General features: G+C 72.3%; 20 protein-coding genes and 1 pseudogene. 9 read left to right on the top strand and 12 right to left on the bottom strand.

Features of this window, described 5'->3' with window-relative positions; translation table 11 throughout:
• Positions 1–38: 38 nt before the first annotated feature.
• The gene (gene bldG / locus IE94_RS0115485) at positions 39–380 is read right to left on the bottom strand and encodes an anti-sigma factor antagonist BldG (RefSeq protein WP_003975386.1); all 342 of its coding nucleotides are present in this window, start codon (positions 378–380) and stop codon (positions 39–41) included.
• A gap of 82 nt (positions 381–462) precedes the next feature.
• Here bldG and IE94_RS0115480 point away from each other — a divergent pair, with 82 nt between their 5' ends.
• The gene (locus IE94_RS0115480) at positions 463–2,964 is read left to right on the top strand and encodes a DEAD/DEAH box helicase (RefSeq protein ID WP_063829712.1); all 2,502 of its coding nucleotides are present in this window, start codon (positions 463–465) and stop codon (positions 2,962–2,964) included.
• Positions 2,965–3,043: 79 nt separating this feature from the next.
• Here IE94_RS0115480 and IE94_RS40620 read toward each other — a convergent pair.
• The 7 genes and pseudogenes from IE94_RS40620 to ssd all read right to left on the bottom strand — a co-directional run.
• Positions 3,044–3,421 (bottom strand): annotated as a pseudogene (locus IE94_RS40620) (Rv3654c family TadE-like protein); the annotation flags it as partial.
• Between the two features lie 179 nt (positions 3,422–3,600).
• Entirely contained in the window at positions 3,601–4,029 is a 429-nt protein-coding gene (locus IE94_RS0115475) for a TadE family type IV pilus minor pilin (RefSeq protein ID WP_078606497.1), read from the bottom strand.
• Positions 4,016–4,255 carry a DUF4244 domain-containing protein gene (locus tag IE94_RS0115470; RefSeq protein WP_030183992.1) on the bottom strand — a complete coding sequence of 80 codons (240 nt, stop codon included), beginning with the start codon at positions 4,253–4,255 and terminating at the stop codon, positions 4,016–4,018. The genes IE94_RS0115475 and IE94_RS0115470 overlap by 14 nt, the downstream gene beginning before the upstream one ends.
• A gap of 105 nt (positions 4,256–4,360) precedes the next feature.
• The gene (locus tag IE94_RS0115465; protein WP_030183990.1) at positions 4,361–5,155 is read right to left on the bottom strand and encodes a type II secretion system F family protein; all 795 of its coding nucleotides are present in this window, start codon (positions 5,153–5,155) and stop codon (positions 4,361–4,363) included.
• On the bottom strand, positions 5,152–6,096 hold the full coding sequence (locus tag IE94_RS0115460) for a type II secretion system F family protein (protein WP_030183988.1): 945 nt from the start codon (positions 6,094–6,096) through the stop codon (positions 5,152–5,154). Before IE94_RS0115460 ends, IE94_RS0115465 begins: the two co-directional genes overlap by 4 nt.
• A gap of 32 nt (positions 6,097–6,128) precedes the next feature.
• The gene (locus tag IE94_RS35645; RefSeq protein WP_037922713.1) at positions 6,129–7,304 is read right to left on the bottom strand and encodes a TadA family conjugal transfer-associated ATPase; all 1,176 of its coding nucleotides are present in this window, start codon (positions 7,302–7,304) and stop codon (positions 6,129–6,131) included.
• Between the two features lie 386 nt (positions 7,305–7,690).
• Entirely contained in the window at positions 7,691–8,902 is a 1,212-nt protein-coding gene (gene ssd / locus IE94_RS0115450; protein ID WP_030183983.1) for a septum site-determining protein Ssd, read from the bottom strand.
• Between the two features lie 614 nt (positions 8,903–9,516).
• On the opposite strand from ssd, the gene IE94_RS0115445 reads away from it, so the two are divergent.
• The gene (locus IE94_RS0115445) at positions 9,517–10,374 is read left to right on the top strand and encodes an HAD family hydrolase (RefSeq protein ID WP_030183980.1); all 858 of its coding nucleotides are present in this window, start codon (positions 9,517–9,519) and stop codon (positions 10,372–10,374) included.
• 356 nt (positions 10,375–10,730) lie between these two features.
• Here the strand turns inward: IE94_RS0115445 and IE94_RS0115440 are convergent, their stop codons facing one another.
• Positions 10,731–11,555, bottom strand: coding sequence for a Fic family protein (locus tag IE94_RS0115440; RefSeq protein WP_030183976.1), 825 nt, complete (start codon positions 11,553–11,555; stop codon positions 10,731–10,733).
• A 111-nt stretch (positions 11,556–11,666) separates the two neighbouring features.
• Between IE94_RS0115440 and IE94_RS0115435 the strand changes: the two genes are divergently transcribed.
• Positions 11,667–12,647: an ATP-binding protein gene (locus tag IE94_RS0115435; RefSeq protein ID WP_030183973.1), complete on the top strand. Its 981-nt coding sequence runs from the start codon at positions 11,667–11,669 to the stop codon at positions 12,645–12,647.
• Positions 12,648–12,723: 76 nt separating this feature from the next.
• Here the strand turns inward: IE94_RS0115435 and IE94_RS0115430 are convergent, their stop codons facing one another.
• Positions 12,724–14,019, bottom strand: coding sequence for a polysaccharide deacetylase family protein (locus IE94_RS0115430; RefSeq protein ID WP_030183971.1), 1,296 nt, complete (start codon positions 14,017–14,019; stop codon positions 12,724–12,726).
• A gap of 255 nt (positions 14,020–14,274) precedes the next feature.
• Here IE94_RS0115430 and IE94_RS0115425 point away from each other — a divergent pair, with 255 nt between their 5' ends.
• The 6 genes from IE94_RS0115425 to IE94_RS41065 all read left to right on the top strand — a co-directional run bounded on the left by IE94_RS0115425 (position 14,275) and on the right by IE94_RS41065 (position 22,463).
• Positions 14,275–16,761: a SulP family inorganic anion transporter gene (locus tag IE94_RS0115425; RefSeq protein WP_030183969.1), complete on the top strand. Its 2,487-nt coding sequence runs from the start codon at positions 14,275–14,277 to the stop codon at positions 16,759–16,761.
• Positions 16,762–17,020: 259 nt separating this feature from the next.
• On the top strand, positions 17,021–18,976 hold the full coding sequence (gene acs, locus IE94_RS0115420; protein WP_030183965.1) for an acetate--CoA ligase: 1,956 nt from the start codon (positions 17,021–17,023) through the stop codon (positions 18,974–18,976).
• A 176-nt stretch (positions 18,977–19,152) separates the two neighbouring features.
• Positions 19,153–20,577, top strand: a complete 1,425-nt coding sequence (gene nhaA / locus IE94_RS0115415) for a Na+/H+ antiporter NhaA (RefSeq protein ID WP_030183963.1) — start codon at positions 19,153–19,155, stop codon at positions 20,575–20,577.
• Between the two features lie 64 nt (positions 20,578–20,641).
• A complete protein-coding gene (locus IE94_RS0115410; protein WP_030183961.1) occupies positions 20,642–21,130 on the top strand; it encodes a phage holin family protein in 489 nt (162 codons plus the stop codon).
• Positions 21,127–22,095, top strand: a complete 969-nt coding sequence (locus IE94_RS0115405) for an alpha/beta fold hydrolase (RefSeq protein WP_030183958.1) — start codon at positions 21,127–21,129, stop codon at positions 22,093–22,095. The genes IE94_RS0115410 and IE94_RS0115405 overlap by 4 nt, the downstream gene beginning before the upstream one ends.
• 182 nt (positions 22,096–22,277) lie before the next feature.
• On the top strand, positions 22,278–22,463 hold the full coding sequence (locus tag IE94_RS41065) for a hypothetical protein (RefSeq protein WP_078606495.1): 186 nt from the start codon (positions 22,278–22,280) through the stop codon (positions 22,461–22,463).
• A 21-nt stretch (positions 22,464–22,484) separates the two neighbouring features.
• Here IE94_RS41065 and IE94_RS0115400 read toward each other — a convergent pair whose 3' ends face one another.
• The gene (locus tag IE94_RS0115400; RefSeq protein WP_030183955.1) at positions 22,485–23,690 is read right to left on the bottom strand and encodes a MarP family serine protease; all 1,206 of its coding nucleotides are present in this window, start codon (positions 23,688–23,690) and stop codon (positions 22,485–22,487) included.
• A 45-nt stretch (positions 23,691–23,735) separates the two neighbouring features.
• On the bottom strand, positions 23,736–24,479 hold the full coding sequence (locus tag IE94_RS0115395; protein ID WP_030183953.1) for an NUDIX hydrolase: 744 nt from the start codon (positions 24,477–24,479) through the stop codon (positions 23,736–23,738).
• Positions 24,480–24,495 lie beyond the last annotated feature (16 nt).

Here is a 24,495-nt window from a genome sequence, read left to right as displayed (position 1 = left end):
TTGCTTCCCCCGGGCCGCGCAGGCCCCGGAGGCGGTCGTCAGTCGGTGGCCGCCACCGCTTCCTCGACCGAGGTGTGAATGGGGAACACCTTGGTGAGGCCGGTGATACGGAAGATCTTGAGAATGCGCTCCTGGTTGCAGACCAGCCGCAGCGAGCCCTCATGGGCACGCACCCGCTTCAGTCCACCCACCAGCACGCCGAGCCCGGTGGAGTCGAGGAAGTCCACGCCCTCCATGTCGACGACGAGGTGGAAACTCCCGTCGTTCACGAGCTCGACCAGCTGCTCACGCAGCTTGGGCGCGGTGTATACGTCAATTTCGCCACCGACCTCGACGACCGTACGATCGCCGACGGTACGGGTCGACAGGGACAGGTCCACGGATCCTCCAGCACCTTGCTATCGAGCGGTCGTCCCTCGGGACACCTCGGCTTGAAGCCCCCAGGACGGTTCGCCAGCCGCGATGGCATTCAATCACTTACCGGCAGGCGTGCACGACGCCTTGGCCCCATTGTCCGTCACGCCAGTGACAGACTCGGTGCCGATGGCCAAGAATCACCGACCCGATCGATCCCCGGCGGAGCCCGGCTCCCGGCCGGAACCAGGCATGCTCCTGGACCGGCTCGCCGCGGGACCGAGCCGGGCTGCGCGCATCACTCATACGGAGCACTTGCCCCCACGTGCGGGCCGTCATGCCGTCTGGCCGGACCGGATTCGACCGGAGGTGCTGGCCGCGGTGCGGGCCGCGGGCATCGAACACCCCTGGGCCCACCAGGCACGCGTGGCCGAGCACGCCCTGGACGGCGACTCGGTGGTCGTCGCCACGGGCACCGCCTCGGGCAAGTCCCTGGCCTATCTGGTGCCGGTCCTGTCGAGCCTCGTGGACGGCGCCGAGGCGCCCAACGGGCGCGGCGCCACCACCCTCTACCTGGCCCCCACCAAGGCACTGGCGGCCGACCAGTGCCGGTCGGTGAAGGAACTTTCACAACCTCTCGGCACATCCGTCCGGGCCGCCGTCTACGACGGCGACACTCCGTTCGAGGAACGCGAGTGGATCCGCCAGTACGGCACGTACGTCCTGACCAACCCGGACATGCTGCACCGCGGCATCCTGCCCTCCCACCCCCGCTGGTCGTCGTTCCTGAAGGCGCTGAAGTACGTCGTCATCGACGAGTGCCACACCTACCGGGGCGTCTTCGGCTCCCACGTCGCCCAGGTGCTGCGCAGACTCCGCAGACTGTGTTCCCGCTACGGCGCGTCGCCCGTGTTCCTGCTCGCCTCCGCCACCGCCGCCGAGCCCGCGGTGGCGGCCCGCCGGCTCACCGGGCTCCCGGTGATCGAGGTCGCCGACGACGCGTCACCACGCGGTGAACTGGTGTTCGCCCTCTGGGAGCCGCCCCTGACCGAACTGGAGGGCGAGAAGGGCGCACCGGTCCGCCGCACGGCCACCGCCGAAGCCGCCGACCTGCTCACCGACCTCACCGTGCAGGGCATGCGCTCGATCACCTTCGTACGGTCCCGGCGCGGCGCGGAGCTGATCTCCGTGATCGCCCAGGAACGTTTGGCCGAGGTCGACCGCTCCCTGGTCCGGCGCGTGGCGGCGTACCGCGGCGGCTACCTCCCCGAGGAGCGCCGCGCCCTGGAGCGGGCCCTGCACTCCGGCGACCTCCTCGGCCTCGCGGCGACGAACGCCCTGGAACTCGGCCTCGACATCTCCGGCCTGGACGCCGTGGTGATCGCCGGGTACCCGGGCACGCGGGCCTCGCTGTGGCAGCAGGCGGGCCGGGCGGGGCGCTCCGGACAGGGGGCGCTGGCGGTGCTGGTCGCCCGTGACGACCCGCTGGACACCTTCCTCGTCCACCACCCGGAAGCACTGTTCGACCAGCCGGTCGAATCCACGGTCCTCGACCCCGACAACCCGTACGTCCTCGCCCCCCACCTGTGCGCGGCAGCGGCGGAACTGCCCCTGACGGAGGAGGACCTGAAACTCTTCGGCCCCGCCTGCGAGGAGCTGCTGCCCCAACTGGAGGCGGCGAAGCTGCTGCGCCGACGGACCCGGGCCTGGCACTGGACACGCCGGGAGCGGGCCGCCGACCTGACGGACATCCGCGGCGAGGGCGGACGCCCGGTCCAGGTGGTCGAGGAGGGCACGGGACGGCTGCTGGGCACCGTGGACGCCGGGGCCGCCCACACGACCGTCCACGAGGGCGCCGTACACCTCCACCAGGGGCGCACGTACCTCGTGCGCTCCCTCGACCTGGAGGACTCCGTCGCGCTGGTCGAGCAGGCCACGCCCACCTACTCGACGGTGGCCCGCGACACGACGGCGATCTCGGTCCTGGAGACCGACATCCGGCTCCCCTGGGGCGACGGGCAGCTCTGCTACGGCTCGGTCGAGGTCACCAACCAAGTGGTCTCCTTCCTGCGCCGGCGCCTGATCACCGGCGAGGTGCTGGGCGAGACGAAGCTCGACCTGCCTCCCCGGACGCTGCGCACGCGCGCGGTGTGGTGGACGGTCACCGAGGACCAGCTGGACGCGGCCCGGATCAACCCGGAGATCCTCGGCGGGGCCCTGCACGCCGCCGAACACGCCTCGATCGGCATGCTGCCCCTGTTCGCGACCTGCGACCGCTGGGACATCGGCGGCGTGTCCGTCCCCCTCCACCCCGACACCCTGCTGCCGACGGTCTTCGTGTACGACGGCCACCCCGGGGGCGCGGGCTTCGCCGAGCGCGCCTTCCACACGGCCCGCGACTGGCTCACGGCCACCCGGGAGGCCATCGCCTCCTGCGAGTGCGACGCGGGCTGCCCCTCGTGCATCCAGTCCCCCAAGTGCGGCAACGGCAACGATCCGCTGCACAAGCGGGGAGCCGTACGGCTCCTCACGGTGCTGCTGCGGGGGGCGGAGGCGGCGGAGCAGGCGGAGGCGCAGGACGAGGCAGAGACGGAGACCGAGACGGACTGAGCGGTGCGGAGGGCGGAGGTGGCAGGGCTGGCCCGGGTGACGTCCGCGGGGCTGGCCCGGGTGACGTCGGCGGGGCCGGGCCGGATGACGTCGGTGGGGCCGGGCCGGGCGTCGTCGGCGGGGCCGGGCCCGCCCTCGCCCGGACCTCCGCCGCGAACGGGCCCCTGCCCGACGCCGCCGTCACGTCCGAGACCTGTCCGGTGATCACGCACCGCACCAACCGCGCACTCTGTGCCCGCGCGACCCGGCTCGCCCTCTCGCACGCCGCCGTGCCGCCCCGTGCCCAGTGGTCCGCCGCCGCGAGCGCGGCCAGATCGGCGCCCCCGGCGGCGCGGTGCCGGGCCACGACGGCCTGCCCCAGGGCCAGCACCACACCGAACACCAGACCCAGAACGGCGATGCCGACAACACCCCACACGGTCGCCGAGCCCCGGTCGGAGGCGGAGGAGGCAGGCACCGAGGCGGATGCCGCAGGCACCGAGGCGGATGCCGAGGCAGGCACGGAGGCGGAAGCGGGCACCGACGCGGACACGCAGGCCTGGTCGTGGCTGTCCGCGGGGTCCGTGCCGGTCCCCGCTGCGGTGTCGCCCCGGCCGGCCGCCGACCGGGGCCGGGCTCCGTCCCTCACGGCTCCGCTCACGACTCGGCCCGCACCGGTTCCGCCGCCGCCGGCTCCGTCCCCGGCAGCTGCTCCGCCGAAGCCACGGCCTCCTCCCGGACCTCGAACGGCAGTCCGTGCAGAGCCGGAGGTTCGGCCACCACGACCACCCGGACCAGCCCCGCCTCCTGGCTGACCGTGACCCGCGCCCCGCTCGGGGCCGCCTCCCGGGCGACCTCCACGACCGCGTCGACCGGGTCCTGTCGTGCCGCCGCGCGGGCGCCCGTCCGGGCCGCGTCCACGCACTGGATCTGGGCGGCCACCACGAGCAGGCCCCACACCAGCGCCATCGTGAACACCACCAGCACGGGCAGCACCACGGCCGCCTCCGCGGTCACGAAGCCGCTGTCCGGTCCGCTGCCACGGTCCCGTGCCTTCGTCCTCGCCGACCGCTCACATCCGGGCATCGAGTGCCCCCTTCACGATGCCCTGCAACTCCGCGCTGACCGCGCCGCTCGTCACGACCTTGTAGAGGACGACGGCGAAGGCCACCGCCGCGACGATCCCCATCGCGTACTCGGAAGTGACCATTCCGGCGTCCCGCCGGAGGGCCTGCCGCCCGGCCCGCCTCCGCAGCGCCGTACCCACTCCGCACACCAGGGCACACAGCCGTGCCCGTACCACCTGATACATCGCAACCCCCTTGAGTTTCGCATCCGTTGAATCACTTGCCCGTCCGTCGCCCGTGCGCCCGGACACCCACTCGCCGGCCCTGTCACCGGCCCTGTCGCCCCTCCCTCAGCCACCGCCTCCCCCACGGCCCAGCGCCCCGCCGGCCAGCCCGATGACCACCGGCAGCACGCCCACCGCGATGAACGCGGGCAGAAAGCACAGCCCCACCGGCGCGGTGACCATGACGGCCGCTCGACGAGCCCGAGCCGTCGTGGTGCGGGCCCAGTCGGCACGGGCCTGGGCGGCGAGCCTCGCGGCCGGACCTGCCGCGGGCAGACCGGACACCTCGGCCCGCTCCAGCAGCCGCGCCAGGGGAACGGCCCCCGCGACGGCGGCCAACCCCCGCCAGGCGCCGTCCGGTTCGCCGCCCAGACGCACCTCCGCCGCACCGCGTCCCAGCGCGTCCCCGACCGGCCCGCCCAGGGCATCGCCAACCGCCCGTGCCGCGGTGACCGGGCTCGCGCCCGCCGCGACGCAGGCCGCCAGCAGATCGGCCGCCAACGGCAGTTGACGGGCGGCCTCCGCGGCAGCGGCCTCCGCCGACGTACCGGCCGCCGAACGCCGGGAACTCCAACGCCACAGCGCACCCGCGCCGACCAGCCCCACCAGGACCCCGACCGCACCGCCGACCACGGCCCAACCGGCGGCCACCGTGCCGACCAGCGGCAGCCATGGGCGGACGGTGCTCAGCAGCTCGGCGCGGCGCACGGCGGGACGGGCCGGTGCCGGTGCCAGCAGGCCGGTGAGCCGTCTGCGCACCGCGCGCTCCCGCCGGGCGGCTCCGAGAGCGCGCGTCAGCCAGCCGGCGACCAGCACCGTCCCCACCACTGCCCCCAGCCTGTGGACAAGCTCGCCGCTCACGACGCCGCCTCCGCTCCGCGCACGATCCGCGCCACCCACCACACGCCCAGGCCCTCCAGAACCACACCGGCCACCAGACAGCCCATCCCGGCCGCGGTGTGCAGCAGCACGTGCAGCGGGTCGGACCCGAGGGCGACACCCAGCAGCAGGCCAAGGGCCGGCAGGCCGGCAAGCATCACGGCCGTGGCCCGAGCGCCCGCCAGTTGGGCGCGCAGGTCGGAGCGCTGGTCCCGCTCGGCGCGCAGTGCGCCTTCCAGCCGGTCGAGCCCGGCCGCGAGTCCCGCCCCCTGGTCGACCGCGACCCGCCAGCACGCCGCGAGTCCGCGCAGTCCCTCGGCGCCGGGCTGCCCGGCCGCCGCCGACAGCGCCCCGGGGACGTCTCCACCGAACCGGGCCGCCGCCAACACCGCCGCCTGCGCGTCACCGAGCCCGCCGGAGTCGTGCGCCGCGCACAGGAGGGCCTCGCCCGGTTGTCGCCCCGCCCGCAACTCCCCGGCGAGCGTCCCGCACAGGGCGATCACGGCGTCCTGGCGGTGCTCCCGGGTCCGCCGCTCCCGGGCGGCCAGCCGCACCCGTCGCAGTACCGGCAGGCCGGCCGCCCCCGCGACGACCGGCAGCACCGAATCGCCCAGGACCGCCAGTACCAGCCCGGCCGCCGGCGCCCACCACTCGGGCTTCAGCCGGCCACGAACCCGCCGCAGCCCGTCGGTCATCAGGCGGGCCGGAGCCCGTCCGGTACCGCCCACTCCCCCCGACCCGGCAGTCCCGTCAGTCCCGCTCGTTCCTCCCGTTCCTCCCGTTCCGCCCGCTCCTCCCGTCCGGCCTTGGGCGAGCACCATCCGCGCCCGCCGTACGCCGGAGTGCCACCCACCGGCCAACCAGGCGGCCGCTCCCAGGCACACCAGGGCCGCGCCCCACAGCAGCTCGCCCGCACCCGGCACGCCGTTCCCCGGCAGGGCTGTCCCCGTCGCGCTCAGCACTCCTGCACCTCCCGTCCGACGGCCCGCTCGTCGTACCCCGCGCCGCGCAACAGCTCCCGCAACCGCTGCCAGCCGCGTTCGGCCACGAATGCCTCGGCGCCCCATCGCAGTGCCGGCACCGTCCGCACCAGCCCCGACGGGTCACGCTCCAGTACGTGCACCTCGGCGATCCGGCGCCGTCCGGCGCCGTCACGGACCAGGTGGAGGACCACCGAGAGGGCCGCCGCGAGCTGGCTGTGCAGAGCCGCCCGGTCCAGGCCCGCGACCGTGCCGAGCGCCTCCAGCCGGGCCGGTACGTCAACGGCCGCATTGGCGTGCACCGTCCCGCACCCGCCTTCGTGCCCCGTGTTCAACGCGGCGAGCAGATGGACCACTTCGGGGCCGCGCACCTCGCCCACGACCAGCCGGTCCGGCCGCATGCGCAACGCCTGGCGCACCAGGTCCTCCAAGGTGACCAGGCCCGCGCCCTCCTGGTTCGCCGGTCGGGTCTCCAGGCGGACGACGTGCGGATGCTCGGGCCGGAGCTCCGCGGAGTCCTCGGCCAGCACGATGCGCTCGTGCGGTCCGACGAGCCCTAGCAGGGCGCTGAGCAACGTCGTCTTGCCGCTGCCGGTGCCGCCGCTGACCAGGAAGGACAGCCGGGCCCGCAGGAGTGCGCGCAGCACCCGGTCACCGCCGGGCGGCACGGTGCCCGCCGCCGTCAGCTCGTCGAGGGTGAAGGCCCTCGGCCGTACCACCCGCAGCGACAGGCAGGTGCAATCGACGGAGACCGGTGGCAGCACCGCGTGCAGCCGGGTGCCGTCGGGCAGTCTGGCGTCCACCCAGGGCCGGGCGTCGTCGAGCCGCCGCCCGGCGACGGTGGCGAGGCGCTGCGCGAGCCGCCGCACCGCCGCCGCGTCGGGGAAGGAGACCGGCGTCAGCTCCAGGCCACCGCCCCGGTCCACCCAGACCCGGTCCGGGGCGGACACCAGGACGTCGGTCACCGAGGAGTCGGTGAGCAGCGGCTCGAGCGGCCCGCTGCCCACCAGCTCCGACCTGAGCTGTTCGGCGGCGCCGAGCACCTCGGCGTCCCCCAGCACCCGTCCCTGCTCCCGCAGTGCCTGTGCCACCCGTGCGGGCGTCGGCTCCGCCCCGCTCTCGGCGAGCCACCGCCGTACCCCGTCGAGCATCCCGGGCGCGGCTCCCGGGCCCTTCTGCGCGACCGCTATCGGAGACCGCCCGGAACCCCGCACGGGGGTCCGTAGCAGCGACCGTGCCCGCCCGGAGGCCGAGTCCGGCGAAACGGCGGCGGATGCCGTTCCCAGCGGTGTCCCGGGGGTCTCGCGCGCGGCCCCGCCTGCGGTGGATCGCCCGGGTGATCCGGCGGACTGCCGTACTGCCCAGCCCGGAACCGCCAACGCCGTCGGCCCGTCGGGCGTCCATGGACTCAGGCCGCCCGTTTCCCGCCCCGGGGCCGGCCCTGCGGGCCTTCCCGAAGTCACGCACCGCTCGTCCACGGCCACCATGTCCGCCTCCACCCGCCTTCCACCGCTCACGACCGACCCCGTCACGCTCCTCATGAGCCGCTCCCGCCCCGTCCGTCCGTCTCCACCAGCGCCCGTTCCCAGAACTCCCGGCAGAAGCGCGCCAGAGGGCCCCGCGAGGGTGTGCCGGGCGGGCGTTTGCTCTCCGTGGCCCGCAGGAGCCCGGACTCGACCGGCACCTCACCGACCAGGGGCAGATCGAGCAGCCGGGCCACCTCGCGGTCGTCGAGCCCGCCGGCGTAGGGCCCGCGCACCGCGACCCGGAGGTCGCGCAGGACCATGCCGACCGCGGCCGCCACCCGGCCCGCCGCCGCGACGGCCCGCAGCTCGGCGGGGACCACGAGGATCCCGATGTCGAGCTGCGCGAGGACCTCGGCGACGCCGTCGTCGATGCGGCGCGGCAGGTCCACGACGACCGTGCCGCCCCTTCGCCGGGCCGCGGCGAGCACCGCGCGCACGGCCTGTGCCGGTACCGCGACACAGTCGCCCCGGTCCCAGCTCAGCACCCGCAGCGAATGCAGCTCGGGCAGCGACTCCTCCAGGGCGCCGCCCCCGACCCGCCCGCGTGAGGCCGCGAACGCCGGCCACCTCAGCCCGTCGGCCGTCTCTCCGCCGAGGAGGACGTCGAGGCCGCCGCCCATCGGATCGGCGTCCACCAGCAGACTGCGCAGCCCTTCCCGCGCGGAGGTGACGGCGAGCGCGCAGGCCAGCGTGGACGCTCCCGCACCGCCCCGGCCGCCGATGACGCCGACGGTGAGGGCCGGACGACCGACGCCCTCGGCGACGTCGGCGATGCGGTCGACCAGCCACTGCTCACCGTCGGGGAGCATCAGGACGTGGTCGGCACCGATCTCGACGGCCCGCTGCCAGATCCCGGAGTCGTCCTGATCGCGGCCCACGAGGACCACTCCCCTTCTCCGCACCGCTCCCCGCACGCGCCGCGCGACGTCGTCCCCGACGAGGACCAGTGGCGCGGTCTCCCATCCGGTCCGCCGCCCGGACGCCGTGGCCGCCGGGGACGCCGCCGTCTCGGCCAGTGCCGAAGAGGCCGAAAAGGCGGAAGAGGCGGAAGAGGCCGAAGGAGACGTCAGGGGTACCGAGTGGTGCACCTCCGGCGTGGCTCCCGCGGCCGCGCACAGGCGCAGCAGGTCGTCGAGGAGCTCCGTGTCCTCTGTGACGATGAGGGGTGCGCCCTGCCGTCCTCCGGCGGTGGGCGGCGGGTCGTGCGTGATGGTTCCGGTCATGGCCTCTTCCCCCTTCGGCGCGGCTCCCGCGGTCGCGCCCGATGTCTCGTGGTCCCTCGCGCGGCCCCGTGGCCCCGCGATTCGCGGGCACCCGAAGAACCGGGAATCCGGTCTCCGCACGGGCGGCCCGCATCACGCGTCCGGCAAACAGATCCGGCCATGGAACTCGGCACGGCCCGGACGCATGGGAATCACGGTGCAGCGATCCGGGAAATCGTGTGGATCTTGGTCAAAAACTGTGGACAACTCGACGGTTGTGAATATCGACTCACTCGAACCGGTGAGCCACGTCCGACCCCACTCCACCCCGGGCGCGACTCCCGCAGAGCAGCCCGGCAACTACTCCGCGTAGTCGATTGCGGCCGCGACAGACCTTGGGCCCCGCGCCGTCACGGCGCGGGGCCCAGATCATGGAAAGAGCGGAGAAACCCACCCGGACATGCGACGACCCCCGCCGGGGGGGAGAGCGGGGGTCGTCTCCACGGCCGACTCGGGGGGGGGAGGAGTCGGACCGGGTTAGCACGGTCGCGAACGATCCGTGACTTCCATGGTGTACCCGAGAGCCTTCTCAGGCAAACCCACGCGCCCCACCTTACGCCGAATGGGCTGCGCCTATGCTCAGGCTTGTGGAAAACCACTCCTTGCCCCACTCCGCGCCTCACTCCACGCCCCGCACGGCGGCCTTCTTCGACCTGGACAAGACGGTCATTGCGAAGTCGAGCACGCTCACGTTCAGCAAGTCGTTCTACCAAGGCGGACTGATCAACCGCAGGGCTGTGTTGCGTACCGCATATGCCCAGTTCGTCTTCCTCGCCGGCGGCGCCGACCACGACCAGATGGAGCGGATGCGCGAGTACCTCTCCGCGCTGTGCCGCGGGTGGAACGTCCAGCTGGTCAAGGAGTTGGTCGCCGAGACCCTGCACGACCTGATCGACCCGATCATCTACGACGAGGCGGCCTCCCTGATCGAGGAGCACCACACCGCCGGGCGCGACGTGGTGATCGTCTCCACGTCGGGCGCCGAGGTCGTCGAGCCGATCGGTGAGCTGCTCGGCGCGGACCGGGTGGTGGCGACCCGCATGATCGTGGGTGACGACGGCTGCTTCACCGGAGAGGTGGAGTACTACGCGTACGGCCCGACCAAGGCGGAGGCGATCCGGGAGCTGGCCGCCTCCGAGGGGTACGACCTCTCCCGCTGCTACGCCTACAGCGACTCGGCGACCGACCTGCCGATGCTGGAGGCCGTCGGCCGTCCCCACGCGGTCAATCCGGACCGGGCGCTGCGCCGGGAGGCTCTCGCGCGCGAGTGGCCGATTCTCGATTTCCACCGCCCGGTGCGGCTCAAGCAGCGGCTCGGCGGGTTCTCGGTGCCCCCGCGGCCCGCGCTCGTCGCCGCCGCCGCGATAGGCGCCGCGGCGGCGACCGCGGGCCTCGTCTGGTACGCGAGCCGACGGCGGTCCACAGCGGCCTGACCGACCCTTTCACCCGCGTTTGCAGCGTATGCGCGTAAAAGTAAAGAAGTGCGGTGAGGGCTTCCGCTTACTGGGGCCCAGGAGTACAAAGGAGTCAACGGCCCGCGAGACCAAGGACATCCGAAAGGATCGCCTTAACACGCATTTGGCCCCACGGACCGAGCACGGACACCGGGCACCCACGCGACGTCGACCCGTCGATTACGGGCCAGCACACCAGGTGACGGGCGAAGTTCCCGACCTGATGGGCACATACCGAGGACGCTTGGTAACCCGGCGGTCGTGCCAGCGGCGGTACGAGCACTCGTACCGCCGCATTTCTGTCCCGCCCGCGTGACGACGGCGCGCCGTCCGACCTACGCCGCCCCGCGCTGGAGAGCCTCGCAGACCGCCGTCGACTCGCGGGCGCCCAGCGTGACGGCCTTGCCGCAGTGGGCGATCCAGGCGGCCATGCCCTCCGGGGTTCCGGAGACATAGCCGTCGAGCGCCGCGAGGTAGGCCGCGCGCCCCAGCTCGGCGTGACCCACCTCGGCCGGGCACACCGACTTGGGATCCAGTCCGCTGCCGACCAGGACGATGCGCTCCGCGGCGCGGGCGACCAGCCCGTTGTGGGAGGCGAAGGGGCGCAGCGCCAGAAGTTCCCCATGCACCACCGCGGCTGTCACCAGCGCTGATGCCGAACCCCCGGCCGTGACCAGCTCGGCCAGGCCCTCCAGGCGGCCGTGTGCCTCCTCGGCGTCGGGCAGCGGCAGCTCGACGAGCGGTTCGTCCACCGGCTCGCCCTTCTGGCGCGGGCGTCCCACCTCGTCGGCCTTGGTGGCGGCCGCCACCAGGTGCAGCCGGGCCAGCACCCGCAGGGGCGACTGGCGCCAGATGGACAGCAGCTGCCCCGCCTCGGCGGTCAGTCGCAGCGCGGCGCCCACCGCGCGCGCCTCGCCGTCGCCGCTGAAGTCGCTGCGTCGGCGCACCTCCTCCAGGGCCCAGTCCGCCCCGGACAGGGCCGCCGAGCCCCGGGCGCCGCGCAGGGCCGCCTCGGAGGTGATCTCGTTGCTGCGGCGCCGCATGATCCGGTGGCCGTAGACGCGGTCCACGGCCTTGCGTACGGATTCCACGGACTCGGCCACGCCGGGCAGGGCGCCCAGGGCCGCGAGCGGATCGGCGTTCGCGCCTGTCGTACTCATGAGTAAGACCCTACGCAACCCGGCGCCGCGCCCCACGAATGAGTGGTCTTCTTCACCCCCCACCCACCTCCCATGCCACCTACAGCTATCGAGCCACTACGCTTGGTGAACATGAAAATTGCTTTCGTCGGGAAGGGCGGCAGCGGCAAGACCACCCTGTCCTCCCTGTTCGTCCGCCATCTCGCCGCCACGGGCGCGCCCGTCGTCGCGATCGACGCCGACATCAACCAGCACCTGGGGGCCGCACTGGGCCTCGACGACGCGGAGGCGGCCGGGCTGCCCGCGATGGGCGAGCACCTTCCGCTGATCAAGGACCATCTGCGCGGCACCAATCCGCGGATCGCCTCCGCCGAGAAGATGATCAAGACGACGCCGCCCGGCGAGGGCTCGCGTCTGCTGCGGGTGCGCGAGGACAACCCGGTCTACGACGCCTGCGCCCGGCCGGTGGAACTCGACGGCGAGACCGTCCGTTTGATGGTCACCGGGCCCTTCACGGACGCCGACCTGGGAGTCGCCTGCTACCACTCCAAGACCGGAGCGGTGGAGCTGTGTCTGAACCACCTGGTCGACGGCCGTGACGAGTACGTGGTGGTGGACATGACCGCCGGCTCGGACTCGTTCGCCTCCGGCATGTTCACCCGCTTCGACATCACGTTCCTCGTCGCCGAGCCGACCCGCAAGGGGGTCTCCGTCTACCGCCAGTACAAGGAGTACGCCCGCGACTTCGGCGTCACCCTGAAGGTCGTCGGCAACAAGGTGCAGGGCCAGGACGACCTCGAATTCCTGCGCGACCAGGTCGGAGACGACCTGCTGGTCACCGTCGGGCACTCGGACTGGGTCCGGGCCATGGAGAAGGGCCGTCCGCCCCGGTTCGAGCTCCTGGAGGAGGTCAACGGCCGGGCGCTGCGGGCGCTGCACACGGCCGCCGACGCGACGTACGAGCGGCGGGACTGGGCGCGGTACACCCGGCAGATGGTCCACTTCCACCTGAAGAACGCGGCCAGTTGGGGCAACGAGCGCACCGGGGAGGACCTGGCGGCGCAGGTCGACCCCGGTTTCGTCCTCGGCGAGGAGGTCGCCGCCCCCGCGTGACCGCCCCAGCATGGCCACCTCCTCGTGACCGCCTCCGCGTGACCGTCCTCGCGTCCACGTCGGAGGGCGGGCGGCGCTACTGCCTGGCGGCCGGCGCCCCGGGCACGCCCTTCGGCGCCGGCGCGGGCGCGGCCGACAGGAAGGACGCCCAGCCCTTCTCCGGTGCCTCACCGACGCCGAGGGTCCGCAGTTTCTTGAGGACCTTCGGGTCCTGGGCGTCCAGCCAGTCCGCGAGCTGCCGGAAGGAGACGCACCGCACCTCCTCCTCGGTGCACACCGACTCGACGACCTCCTCGACGGCGCGCATGTAGGTGCCGCCGTTCCAGGACTCGAAGTGGTTGCCGATGATCAGGGGCGCGCGGTTCCCGTCGTAGGCCCGCTCGAAGCCCTTGAGCAGGCTGTCACGCATCTGGTCGCCCCAGAACTCGCGCTTGGCCGGGTCGCCCTGGGTGGCGGTGCCCGACTGGTTGACCATGTAGTTGTAGTCCATGGTGAGCTGCTCGTAGGAGTGGCCGGGGAACGGCACGAGCTGCATCGAGAGGTCCCACAGGCCCTCCTTCTTCGACGGCCAGACCTGGTTGTTGACCCCGCTGCTGTCGTAGCGGAAGCCCATCTGGCCGGCGGCCTTCACGAAGTTCTTCTGACCCTCCAGGCACGGGGTGCGGGCGCCGATCAGCTCCTTGTCGTAGTCGAAGGGCAGGGGCGCCGCGTTCTTCATCCCGGTGTTGGTCTTCCAGGTCTTCACGAACTGCTTGGCCTGGCTGATCTCCTCCTTCCACTCCTCGACGGACCACTCGCCGACCCCGCCGCCGGCGCCGCAGAAGTGCCCGTTGAAGTGGGTGCCGATCTCGTTGCCCTCCTGCCAGGCCAGTCGCAGCTGCTTCACGGTGTCGGCGATGCCCTGCCCGTCGTTGAAGCCGATGTCCGAGCGGCCCGGGGAGTGCTGGGGAGGGCTGTACATGTCCCGCTTCTCGGTCGGCAGCATGTACACGCCGCTGAGGAAGTACGTCATCGTGGCGTTGTTCTCCTTGGCCACTTCCCGGAAGTGGGAGAACAGCTTCTGGCTGTCCTCACCCGCGCCGTCCCAGGAGAACACCACGAACTGCGGGGGCTTCTGGCCGGGCTTGAGGCGTTCGGGCCGGGGCAGGTGCGGCTGGGCCCCGGTGTACGCGGTGGAGCCGTCACCGATCAGCCGGACCGCATTCTTGGGCGCCGGTGCGGCTTTCCCCTTTTCCTTCTCCGGACCTTGCGTCCCTTCGCCGGAACCGGTGCCGTTGTCGATCGCGCAACCGGCGAGCGACGCGGCGCAGACCGCGGCGACCACGGCGCGCGCGGCCATCCTGTGGGAGGCCATCCTGCGGGTGGCGGCCATGTCCGCCCACCTTCTTCCTTCTCTCGGGCCAACGCCGACTAGGCGATGTCGGGTGCTGAGCCGGGCCGTGCCGTCAGCGCCGTCAAGGTGACACGGAAATGAGAAGGAATTAGTACGACAAGCCGATGAAATAACCGATCCACCCGAATGCGCGGGGCGTTACTCCATTCGCGCTAAAAACCTATGCCTCTTCTTTACTTTGAATTACTCTCTATTTACTCGCTGTAATCGAACGGACCCTCAGGAGACGGAAACATGTCAGCCTGCGTCCCCGCCCGCGCCGATTCGACCCGGACCAAGCACGTCCACCCGCCCCACAGCCCACCGCCCGGCGGCCCCCGGCGCTTCCGCGTCGCGGGCGCCGACGTCTCGGCCGCCATCGCGGTCTTCCTGATCGCCCTGCCCCTCTCCCTGGGCATCGCCCTCGCCACCGGCGCCCCCCTGCAAGCCGGCCTCGTCGCCGCCGCGGTGGGCGGGATCGTGGCCGGACGCATCGGAGGCTGCCCGCTCCAGGTCAGCGGCCCCGCAGCCGGACTCACCGTGGTCACCGCCGACCTCATCCAGCACTACGGATGGCGTACGACCTGCGCCATCACCGTCTTCGCCGGGATCGCCCAACTGGGGCTCGGCTGCCTGCGCGTGGCGCGCACGGCGCTCGCCGTGAGCCCCGCCATCGTGCACGGCATGCTCGCCGGCATCGGCGTCACCATCGCCGTCGCACAGCTGCACATCGTCCTCGGCGGCACCCCGCAGAGCTCCGTGCCCGACAACCTGGTCGCGCTGCCCGCCCAGTTGGCCGACGTGCACCCCGCCGACCTGGCCGTAAGCGTGCTGACCCTGACCCTGCTGCTGCTCTGGCCCCGCGTCCCCGGCCGGGCGGGGCAGATCCTGGGCAAGCTGCCCGCCGCCCTGATCGCCGTCGCGGGCGCCACCGCGGTCGCCGCCCTCACCGGGCTCAGCCTGCCCAAGGTCGACCTGCCGTCCTGGAGCAGCCACGCCCTGGCCTCGCTGCCCGAAGGACCGGTGCTCGGTCTCGTCGCCGCCGTCCTCACCACCACGCTCGTGTGCAGCGTGCAGTCCCTGCTCGGCGCGGTCGCCGTGGACAAACTGGTGTCCGCCCGGCCCGGGCTGACCGGTCGCGTGGGGCGTTCCGACCTCGACCGCGAACTGCTCGGCCAGGGCGCCGCCAACATCGTCTCCGGGTCACTCGGGGGGCTGCCCATCGCCGGGGTGGCCGTGCGCAGTTCGGCCAATGTGGCGGCGGGTGCCGTCAGCCGGAACTCCACGATGCTGCACGGCGTTCTCGTAGTGATCGCCGCGCTGCTGATGGTCCCGGCCCTGGAGCTCATCCCGCTCGCCTCGCTCGCCGCCCTGGTCATGGCCGTCGGCCTCAAGATGGTCTCGCTGAACCACATCCGTACGGTGACCCGCCACCGTGAGGTGCTGGTCTACGCGGTCACCACCGGGGGCGTGGTGTTCCTCGGCGTCCTGGAGGGCGTCGCGCTGGGCATCGCCGTCGCCGTCGGCGTGGCTCTGCACCGCCTCACCCGCACCCGGATCACCCACGACGACCTGGAGGGAGTCCACCATGTCCACGTGCGGGGGCAGTTGACCTTCCTCGCCGTGCCGCGGCTCAGCCGGGTCCTGCACCAGGTGCCCCACGAAGCGCACGCCGTCGTCGAGCTGGACGGGTCCTTCATGGACCACGCGGCGTACGAGACGCTCCAGGACTGGCAGAAGACGCACAGCGCGCACGGCGGCCTGGTCGACATCACCGGCCGCCGGCCCGGCACCCGCATCTCCGAACCGGCCGAAGTGGACGGCTGCCGCTGCCGCCCCTGGACGCCCTGGCGCAACCACCAGTGCGAACACCCACCGCAGCCGAAGGCACCGGCACCCGGCACGGACCGACAGGCCGCCACGGGCGGATCACCCGGTTCCGGCAGCTCCCCCGACGGATCCGCCGCCACCACGGCCCACCCGAACGCGTCCCGTGCCACCGGCCCATCCCGAGCACCCGGTGCGACCGACGGCCTCCTCAAGACCGAACTCGCGCGTGGCATCAGCGCCTTCCACCGCAACACCGCTCCGCTGATGCGCCGCGAGCTGGCCCGGCTGGCCCGGGAGGGGCAGCAGCCCTCCCAGCTGTTCCTGACCTGCGCCGATTCGCGGGTGGTCACCTCGATGATCACCTCCAGCGGCCCCGGTGACCTCTTCGTGGTGCGCAACGTCGGCAACCTGGTACCGCTGCCCGGCGAGGAGAGCGGCGACGATTCGGTGGCCGCCGCGATCGAGTACGCGGTGGACGTGCTGAAGGTGCGGTCCATCACGGTGTGCGGACACTCCGGGTGCGGGGCGATGCAGGCACTGCTCGGCACCGACCCCGGGGGTGCGCGCACGCCCCTCCAGCGGTGGCTGCGGCACGGGCTGCCGAGCCTGGAGCGCATGCCCGGGGACGGGGACGGGGACGGGGACGGGGAAGCGGACCAGGACGGCCGTGCCCGGCCCCGGCTGGCCGGGCGTGCACCTGCCGACACCGCCGAGCGGCTGTGCCTGGCCAACGTGGTCCAGCAGCTGGAGCATCTGCGCGCCCACGAGTCGGTGGCCCGGGCGCTGGGCGCAGGAGACCTGGAGCTGCACGGCATGTACTTCCACGTCGGCGAGGCGCAGTCGTACCTGCTGTCCGAGGACGCGGACGGCGGCGTGTTCGAGCTCGTGCGGGAGCCGCACCCGACCGTCTGACCTCCCGACGTCACGACCGTCCGGGTGGCGGTCCCGCGGAGCCGCGGCGCGGGCCGGTGTGAGAGGCGTTACACACACTGAACCCCGCGCCATCGGCTTCCGTGGGTACGGATGACCACGGACCAGGAAGGCGACACCGGGCCGGACCGCGACCACAACAGGTCTAAACCATTTGCCCGTCGACCCTTGTCATCGGCCCCCCGGGTCTGATGAGCTGTGGCCTGGGACACAACGGACAACCCTGAGAAAGGGAGATGTCGTGAGCAACGAATCCTTGGCCAACCTGCTCAAGGAAGAACGCAGGTTCGCACCCCCCGCCGACCTGGCCGCGAACGCCAACGTCACGGCGGAGGCGTACGAACAGGCCAAGGCTGACAGGCTCGGCTTCTGGGCCGAGCAGGCCCGTCGGCTGACCTGGGCGAAGGAGCCGACCGAGACGCTCGACTGGTCGAACCCGCCGTTCGCCAAGTGGTTCAAGGACGGCACGCTGAACGTCGCCTACAACTGCGTCGACCGGCACGTGGAGGCCGGCCACGGCGACCGCGTCGCCATCCACTTCGAGGGCGAGTCCGGCGACGGCCGCACCCTGACCTACGCGCAGCTCAAGGACGAGGTCTCCAAGGCCGCCAACGCCCTGCTGGAGCTCGGTGTGCGCAAGGGCGACCGGGTCGCGATCTACATGCCGATGATCCCCGAGACGGCGATCGCGATGCTGGCCTGCGCCCGCGTCGGCGCCCCGCACTCGGTCGTCTTCGGCGGCTTCTCCTCGGACGCGCTGGCCACCCGCATCCAGGACGCCGACGCCCGCGTCGTCATCACCGCCGACGGCGGCTACCGGCGCGGCAAGCCGTCCGCGCTCAAGCCGGCCGTCGACGAGGCCGTCGAGCGCGCCGGGATCGTCGAGCACGTGCTCGTCGTCCGCCGCACCGGCCAGGACGTCGCCTGGGACGACTCCCGGGACAAGTGGTGGCACGAGACCGTCGAGCGGCAGTCCGCCGAGCACACGCCCGAGGCGTTCGACGCCGAGCACCCGCTGTTCATCCTGTACACGTCCGGCACGACGGGTAAGCCCAAGGGCATCCTGCACACCTCCGGCGGCTACCTCACGCAGACGGCGTACACCCACTGGGCCGTCTTCGACCTCAAGCCGGAGACCGACGTCTTCTGGTGCACCGCCGACGTCGGCTGGGTCACCGGGCACTCCTACATCGTCTACGGCCCGCTCGCCAACGGCGCCACGCAGGTCATGTACGAGGGCACGCCGGACACGCCGCACCAGGGCCGGTTCTGGGAGATCGTCCAGAAGTACGGCGTGACGATCCTGTACACGGCGCCGACCGCGATCCGGACGTTCATGAAGTGGGGCGACGACATCCCCGCGAAGTTCGACCTGTCCTCCCTGCGCGTGCTCGGCTCGGTCGGCGAGCCGATCAACCCCGAGGCGTGGATCTGGTACCGCAAGAACATCGGCGCGGACGCGACCCCGGTCGTCGACACCTGGTGGCAGACCGAGACCGGCTCGATGATGATCACGCCGCTGCCGGGCGTCACGGAGACCAAGCCGGGTTCCGCCCAGCGCCCGCTCCCCGGCATCGCCGCCACCGTGGTCGACGACGAGGCCAACGAGGTGCCGAACGGTGGCGGCGGCTACCTGGTCCTCACCGAGCCGTGGCCGTCGATGCTGCGCACCATCTGGGGCGACGACCAGCGGTTCATCGACACGTACTGGTCCCGCTTCGAGGGCAAGTACTTCGCGGGCGACGGCGCCAAGAGGGACGACGACGGCGACATCTGGCTGCTCGGCCGCGTCGACGACGTGATGCTCGTCTCCGGCCACAACATCTCCACCACCGAGGTCGAGTCGGCCCTCGTCTCCCACCCCTCGGTCGCCGAGGCGGCCGTGGTCGGAGCCGCGGACGAGACCACCGGCCAGGCCATCGTGGCCTTCGTGATCCTTCGCGGCACGGCCGCGGAGAGCGAGGACCTGGTCACCGAGCTGCGCAACCACGTCGGTGCCACGCTCGGCCCGATCGCCAAGCCCAAGCGGATCCTGCCGGTGGCGGAGCTGCCCAAGACCCGCTCCGGCAAGATCATGCGGCGGCTGCTGCGCGACGTCGCGGAGAACCGGCAGCTCGGGGATGTCACGACCCTGACGGACTCGACGGTCATGGACCTCATCCAGACCAAGCTCCCGGTGGCGCCCAGCGAGGACTGAGCGGCGGACACCCAGGGCACCCGGCGCCGGACGCGCGCCGGGTGCCCTCGCCCTGTGCGGCACCCGGGGCACGGGTAAGCTGGACGGACGTAAAAGAATCATCAAGATCCTCATGGTGCGCCGGGAAGTCTGGTCGGCATGTGTTCCGTGCTGCCCATCCACCGGAGGTTCTCCTCGTGACCGCGCCCCGCACCCCCCGCAAGGCCTTCGGAAGGCTGTCCCTCCCGGAGCGCACCTACCTCGCGGACGCGCTGCGCACCGAGACCGTCGGCGGCGTCCTGCTGCTCGTCGCCGCGATCGCCGCCCTGGTGTGGGCGAACATACCCGCGCTGCACGACAGCTACGAGAGCGTCAGCCACTTCCACTTCGGCCCCTCGGCGCTCGGCCTGAACCTGTCGGTGGCGCACTGGGCCGCCGACGGGCTCCTGGCGGTCTTCTTCTTCGTCGCCGGCATCGAACTCAAACGCGAACTGGTCGCCGGTGACCTGAAGGACCCCAAGGCCGCCGCGCTCCCGGTGGTGGCGGCGCTGTGCGGCATGGTCGTACCGGCGGTCGTCTACACCGTCACCAACACCGCGGGCGGCGGCTCCCTGGCCGGCTGGGCCGTGCCGACGGCCACCGACATCGCCTTCGCGCTCGCCGTGCTCGCCGTCATCGGCACCTCGCTGCCGAGCGCCCTGCGCGCCTTCCTGCTGACACTCGCCGTCGTCGACGACCTGTTCGCCATCCTGATCATCGCGGTCTTCTTCACCGACAGCCTCAACTTCGCCGCGCTCGGCGGCGCGGTCGTCGGACTGGTCGTCTTCTGGCTGCTGCTGCGCAAGGGCGTGCGCGGCTGGTACGTGTACGTCCCGCTCGGCCTGGTGATCTGGGCCCTGATGTACAACAGCGGCGTCCACGCCACCATCGCCGGCGTCGCGATGGGCCTGATGCTGCGCTGCCACCGGCGCGAGGGCGAGGACCACTCCCCCGGCGAGCGCATCGAGCACCTGGTGCGCCCGCTGTCGGCGGGCCTGGCCGTTCCGCTGTTCGCGTTGTTCAGCGCGGGTGTGGCGATCTCCGGCGGGGCACTGGCCGACGTGTTCACCAAGCCGGAGACCCTCGGCGTCGTGCTCGGACTCGTCGTCGGCAAGACGCTGGGCATCTTCGGCGGCACCTGGCTGACCTCGCGCTTCACCAGGGCCTCGCTCAGCGACGACCTCCAGTGGGCGGACGTGTTCGCGGTGGCGACCCTGGCCGGCATCGGGTTCACCGTCTCGCTGCTCATCGGGGAGCTGGCCTTCGAGGGCGACGCGGCGATGACCGACCAGGTCAAGGCCTCCGTCCTGACCGGCTCGCTGGTCGCGGCGGCCCTGGCGACGGTGCTGCTGAAGATCCGGAACGCGAAGTACCGGGGAATGGTCGCCGAGGAGGAGCGCGACGACGACCTCAGCGGGGTACCGGACATCTACGAGGAGGACGACCCGGCGTACCACCTGCGGGTGGCCGCCGTCTACGAGCGGAAGGCCGCCGAGCACCGCCGGATCGCCGAGGAGATGGAGTCGGCACGGCTTGCCGAAGTGGCGGGCGGGGCAGGCGATGAGGACGACCGTCCGGCATGATCTGACGAGACGGTACAAAAGACGGAACCGTACTCAGAAGAGCCAGCACAAGAGGGAGACCGCGATGAGCGCACCCGACGGCAGCCCGGTCGGCGCCGAACGCAGCATCGGCCAGCTGTTCGCCTCGGCGACCACCGAAATGTCGGCGCTCGTGCACGACGAGATCGCGTTGGCGAAGGCGCAGCTGAAGACGGACGTCAAGCGCGGGGCGACCAGCGGTGGTGCCCTGACCGCGGCGGGACTGGTCCTGCTCTTCTCGCTGCCGATGCTGAGCTTCGCGCTGGCCTACGGCATCCGGACCTGGAGCGGCTGGAACATGGCCCTCTGCTTCCTGCTGTCCTTCGCCGCGAACGTGCTGGTCGCGGCCGTCCTGGCGCTGATCGGCATCGTGTTCATGAAGAAGGCCAAGAAGGGCCGGGGCCCGCAGAAGGTCGCCGCCTCGGTGAAGCAGTCCGCCGGCGTCCTCCAGAACGCCAAGCCGCACCCGCGCCCGGAACTGCCCGCGGACCGGTCCCCCGAAGCGATCGAGGCTGTGGCACGCTCGTCCTCATGACGGGCTCCACCACCCCTTCGGGGCACTCCCCCTCGGCGCGGCACCCCACCTCGGTCGTACGCCTCGGCATCCCCGGCGGGGCCGAGGTCACCCACCGGGACGTCGCCGCCAACGGCGCCCGCTTCCACATCGCCGAGCTGGGCGACGGGCCGCTGGTGCTGCTGCTGCACGGCTTCCCGCAGTTCTGGTGGGCCTGGCGGCACCAGTTGGCGGCACTCGCCGACGCCGGTTTCCGCGCGGTCGCCATGGACCTGCGCGGCGTCGGCGGCAGCGACCGCACCCCGCGCGGCTACGACCCCGCGGGCCTCGCCCTCGACATCACCGGCGTGATCCGCTCACTGGGCGAGCCGGACGCCGCGCTGGTCGGTCACGACCTCGGCGGCTACCTGGCCTGGACGGCCGCCGCGATGCGGCCCAAGCTCGTCCGGCGGCTCGCGGTGTCCTCGATGCCGCACCCCCGGCGCTGGCGCTCGGCCATGCTCGGGGACGTCCGCCAGACCCGGGCGGGTTCCTACATCTGGGGCTTCCAGCGCCCCTGGGTGCCGGAGCGTCAACTGACCGCGGACGACGGCGCGCTGGTCGGCCGGCTGCTCCACGACTGGTCCGGACCGCGGCTGCTGGAGGACCAGGCGGTGACGGCGTACCGCCGGGCCATGTGCATCCCCTCCACGGCGCACTGCTCGGTCGAGCCGTACCGCTGGCTGGTGCGCTCGCTGGCCCGGCCGGACGGCATCCAGTTCTACCGCCGGATGAAGCGGCCGGTGCGTGTGCCGACGCTGCACCTGCACGGCTCCCTGGACCCCGTGATGCGGACGCGGAGCGCCGCCGGGTCCGGGCAGTACGTCGAAGCGCCCTACCGCTGGCGGCTGTTCGACGGGCTCGGGCACTTCCCGCACGAGGAGGACCCGGTCGCTTTCTCGACCGAACTGATCAACTGGCTGAAGGATCCCGAACCGGATCGGTGACCGTTCGGTGACTGTTCGGCGGGCGATCGGTGAGCGAACGGTGACCGATCGGTGACCGAACGGACGCGCCCGGTATCCGAACCGGAACGTTCGTCCTATGAACGGCCACTTGCCCGGCGCATAGGCCAATTGGGGGCTCCGGGAACGGTTATCGACCATCGGGCGGGGGCACACGTCCCGGTATGGGCTGGACGCACGACTACAGTGACGTAGCACGCGACGGCCGCTCCACGAGCGGCGTGAGCAGTACCCACCAACACGGCGGCACCCCGCAACTCGCGGGTGCGGACCTTCGGGTGGGCATTCCGCGCATCCTGCGCCGCCGGGCCCGCTGGGTCTCCGTACGCCTGCGCCATCCACGGACCTGAGACACACCGCCGGACGCCGTCCTAGAGCGCGCAGCTGTCGCTGTCCACCTGCTGACTGGCGGTGCGGCCCCTGCTGATGTCCTCGCGGATCTCGTCCGCGGTGAGCGCGTAGCCGGTGTCGGGGTCGTCCAGGGACTTGGCGAAGACCACGCCGTACACCTCGCCCTTCGGCGTCAGCAGCGGTCCGCCGGAGTTGCCCTGACGGACGGTCGCGTACAGCGAGTAGACGTCGCGGCGGACGGTGTCGCGGTGGTAGATGTCCGGTCCGTTGGCCGTGATGCGCCCGCGCACCCGCGCGGCTCGGACGTCGTACGCCCCGTTCTCCGGGAAGCCCGCGACGATCGCGCCGTCGTCGCGCTGCGCGTCCTCGTCCTCGTCCGTGAACCGCAGTGCGGGGGCGTCCAGTTCCGGCACGTCCAGTACGGCGATGTCGCGCTGCCAGTCGAAGAGGACCACCGTCGCGTCGTACTTCCGGCCCTCGCCGCCTATCTGCACCGTGGGCTCGTCGACGCCGCCCACCACGTGGGCGTTGGTCATGACGCGGCGGTCGGAGAAGACGAAGCCGCTGCCCTCCAGGACCTTGCCGCAGTCGGGGGCGGTGCCCATGACCTTGACGATGGAACGCTTGGCGTTGACGGCGACCGGGCTGCCCGCCAGCGCCGGGTCGGGCGCCTGCACCGGGGGGATCGACTCGTCGGAGAACGGGCTGAAGACCTGTGGGAAGCCGTTCTCCGCGAGGACCGAGGTGAAGCTGTCGAACCAGTTCTCCGCGCCCGCGGGCAGCACCTCCTGCACTCCCGCGAGGAGCGTCGACTGCCGGACCTCCTTGCCGACCGTCGGCATCGTGGTCCGCGCCAGGGCCGAGCCCAGCAGCCAGGCGACCAGCAGCATGGCGAGGACGTTGACCAGGGCACCGCCGGTCGCGTCCAGGGCGCGGGCCGGGGACCACGTGATGTAGCGGCGCAGTTTGTTGCCCAGATGGGTCGTCAGGGCCTGGCCGACGGAGGCGCACACGATGACGATGACGACCGCGACGACGGCGGCGGTCGTGCTCACCTGCGCGCCGTCCGTCAGCGCGTCCCAGATCACCGGCAGCAGGTAGACGGCGACGAGCCCGCCGCCGAGGAAGCCGATCACCGACAGGATGCCGACGACGAACCCCTGGCGGAAGCCGACGATCGCGAACCAGACGGCGGCCAGCAGCAACAGGATGTCCAGCACGTTCACTGATTCAGGCCTCGCCTTGTCGTCTGCGGTACGCAGGCCACCCTGTCATGCGCGCCAGTCCAGCGGGACCCGCTTGTCCCGGTCCCACGGCCGCTCCCAGCCCGCGAAGTGCAGCAACCGGTCGATGATGCCGGCGGTGAAGCCCCACACGAGCGCCGATTCGACCAGGAATGCCGGGCCTTGGTGACCGCTGGGGTGGAGGGTCGTCACCCTGTTGGCGGGATCCGTGAGATCCGCCACGGGGACCGTGAAGACGCGCGCGGTCTCGGCCGGGTCGACGACGCCGACCGGGGTGGGCCGGCGCCACCAGGCCAGCACCGGGGTGACGACGAAGCCGCTCACCGGGATGTAGAGCTTGGGCAGGACCCCGAAGAGCTGGACTCCGGACGGGTCGAGCCCGGTCTCCTCCTCGGCCTCGCGCAGGGCGGCCCGCAGCGGACCGTCACCGCGCGGATCGCCGTCCTCGGGGTCGAGGGCTCCGCCCGGGAAGGCGGGCTGGCCGGGGTGGGAGCGCAGGGAACCGGCCCGCTCCATCAGCAGCAGCTCCGGTCCGCGGCCTGCCTGCCGGCCGCCCTCGCCCTCGCGGGTGCCGTCGCCGAAGAGGATCAGGACGGCGGACTGGCGTCCGGCGCCGTCCGCGGGCGGCAGGAAGCGGCTCAGCTGGGTGGGCCGGACCGTCTCGACGACCCGCACCACCGGGTCCAGCCAGCTCGGCAGGCCCTCCTTGCTGAGCATCACGCTCCCGGCGTGACCCCTGGCGGGGCCCTGCGTGTCGCTCGCCCGTGTCATCTCCACCCCCGTCCTG

Source organism: Streptomyces violaceorubidus (assembly GCF_000717995.1).
Taxonomy (GTDB): Bacteria; Actinomycetota; Actinomycetes; order Streptomycetales; family Streptomycetaceae; genus Streptomyces; species Streptomyces violaceorubidus.
The sequence above is the reverse complement of the archived record's forward strand: the minus strand, read 5'-3'. Positions and strand labels throughout refer to the sequence as shown.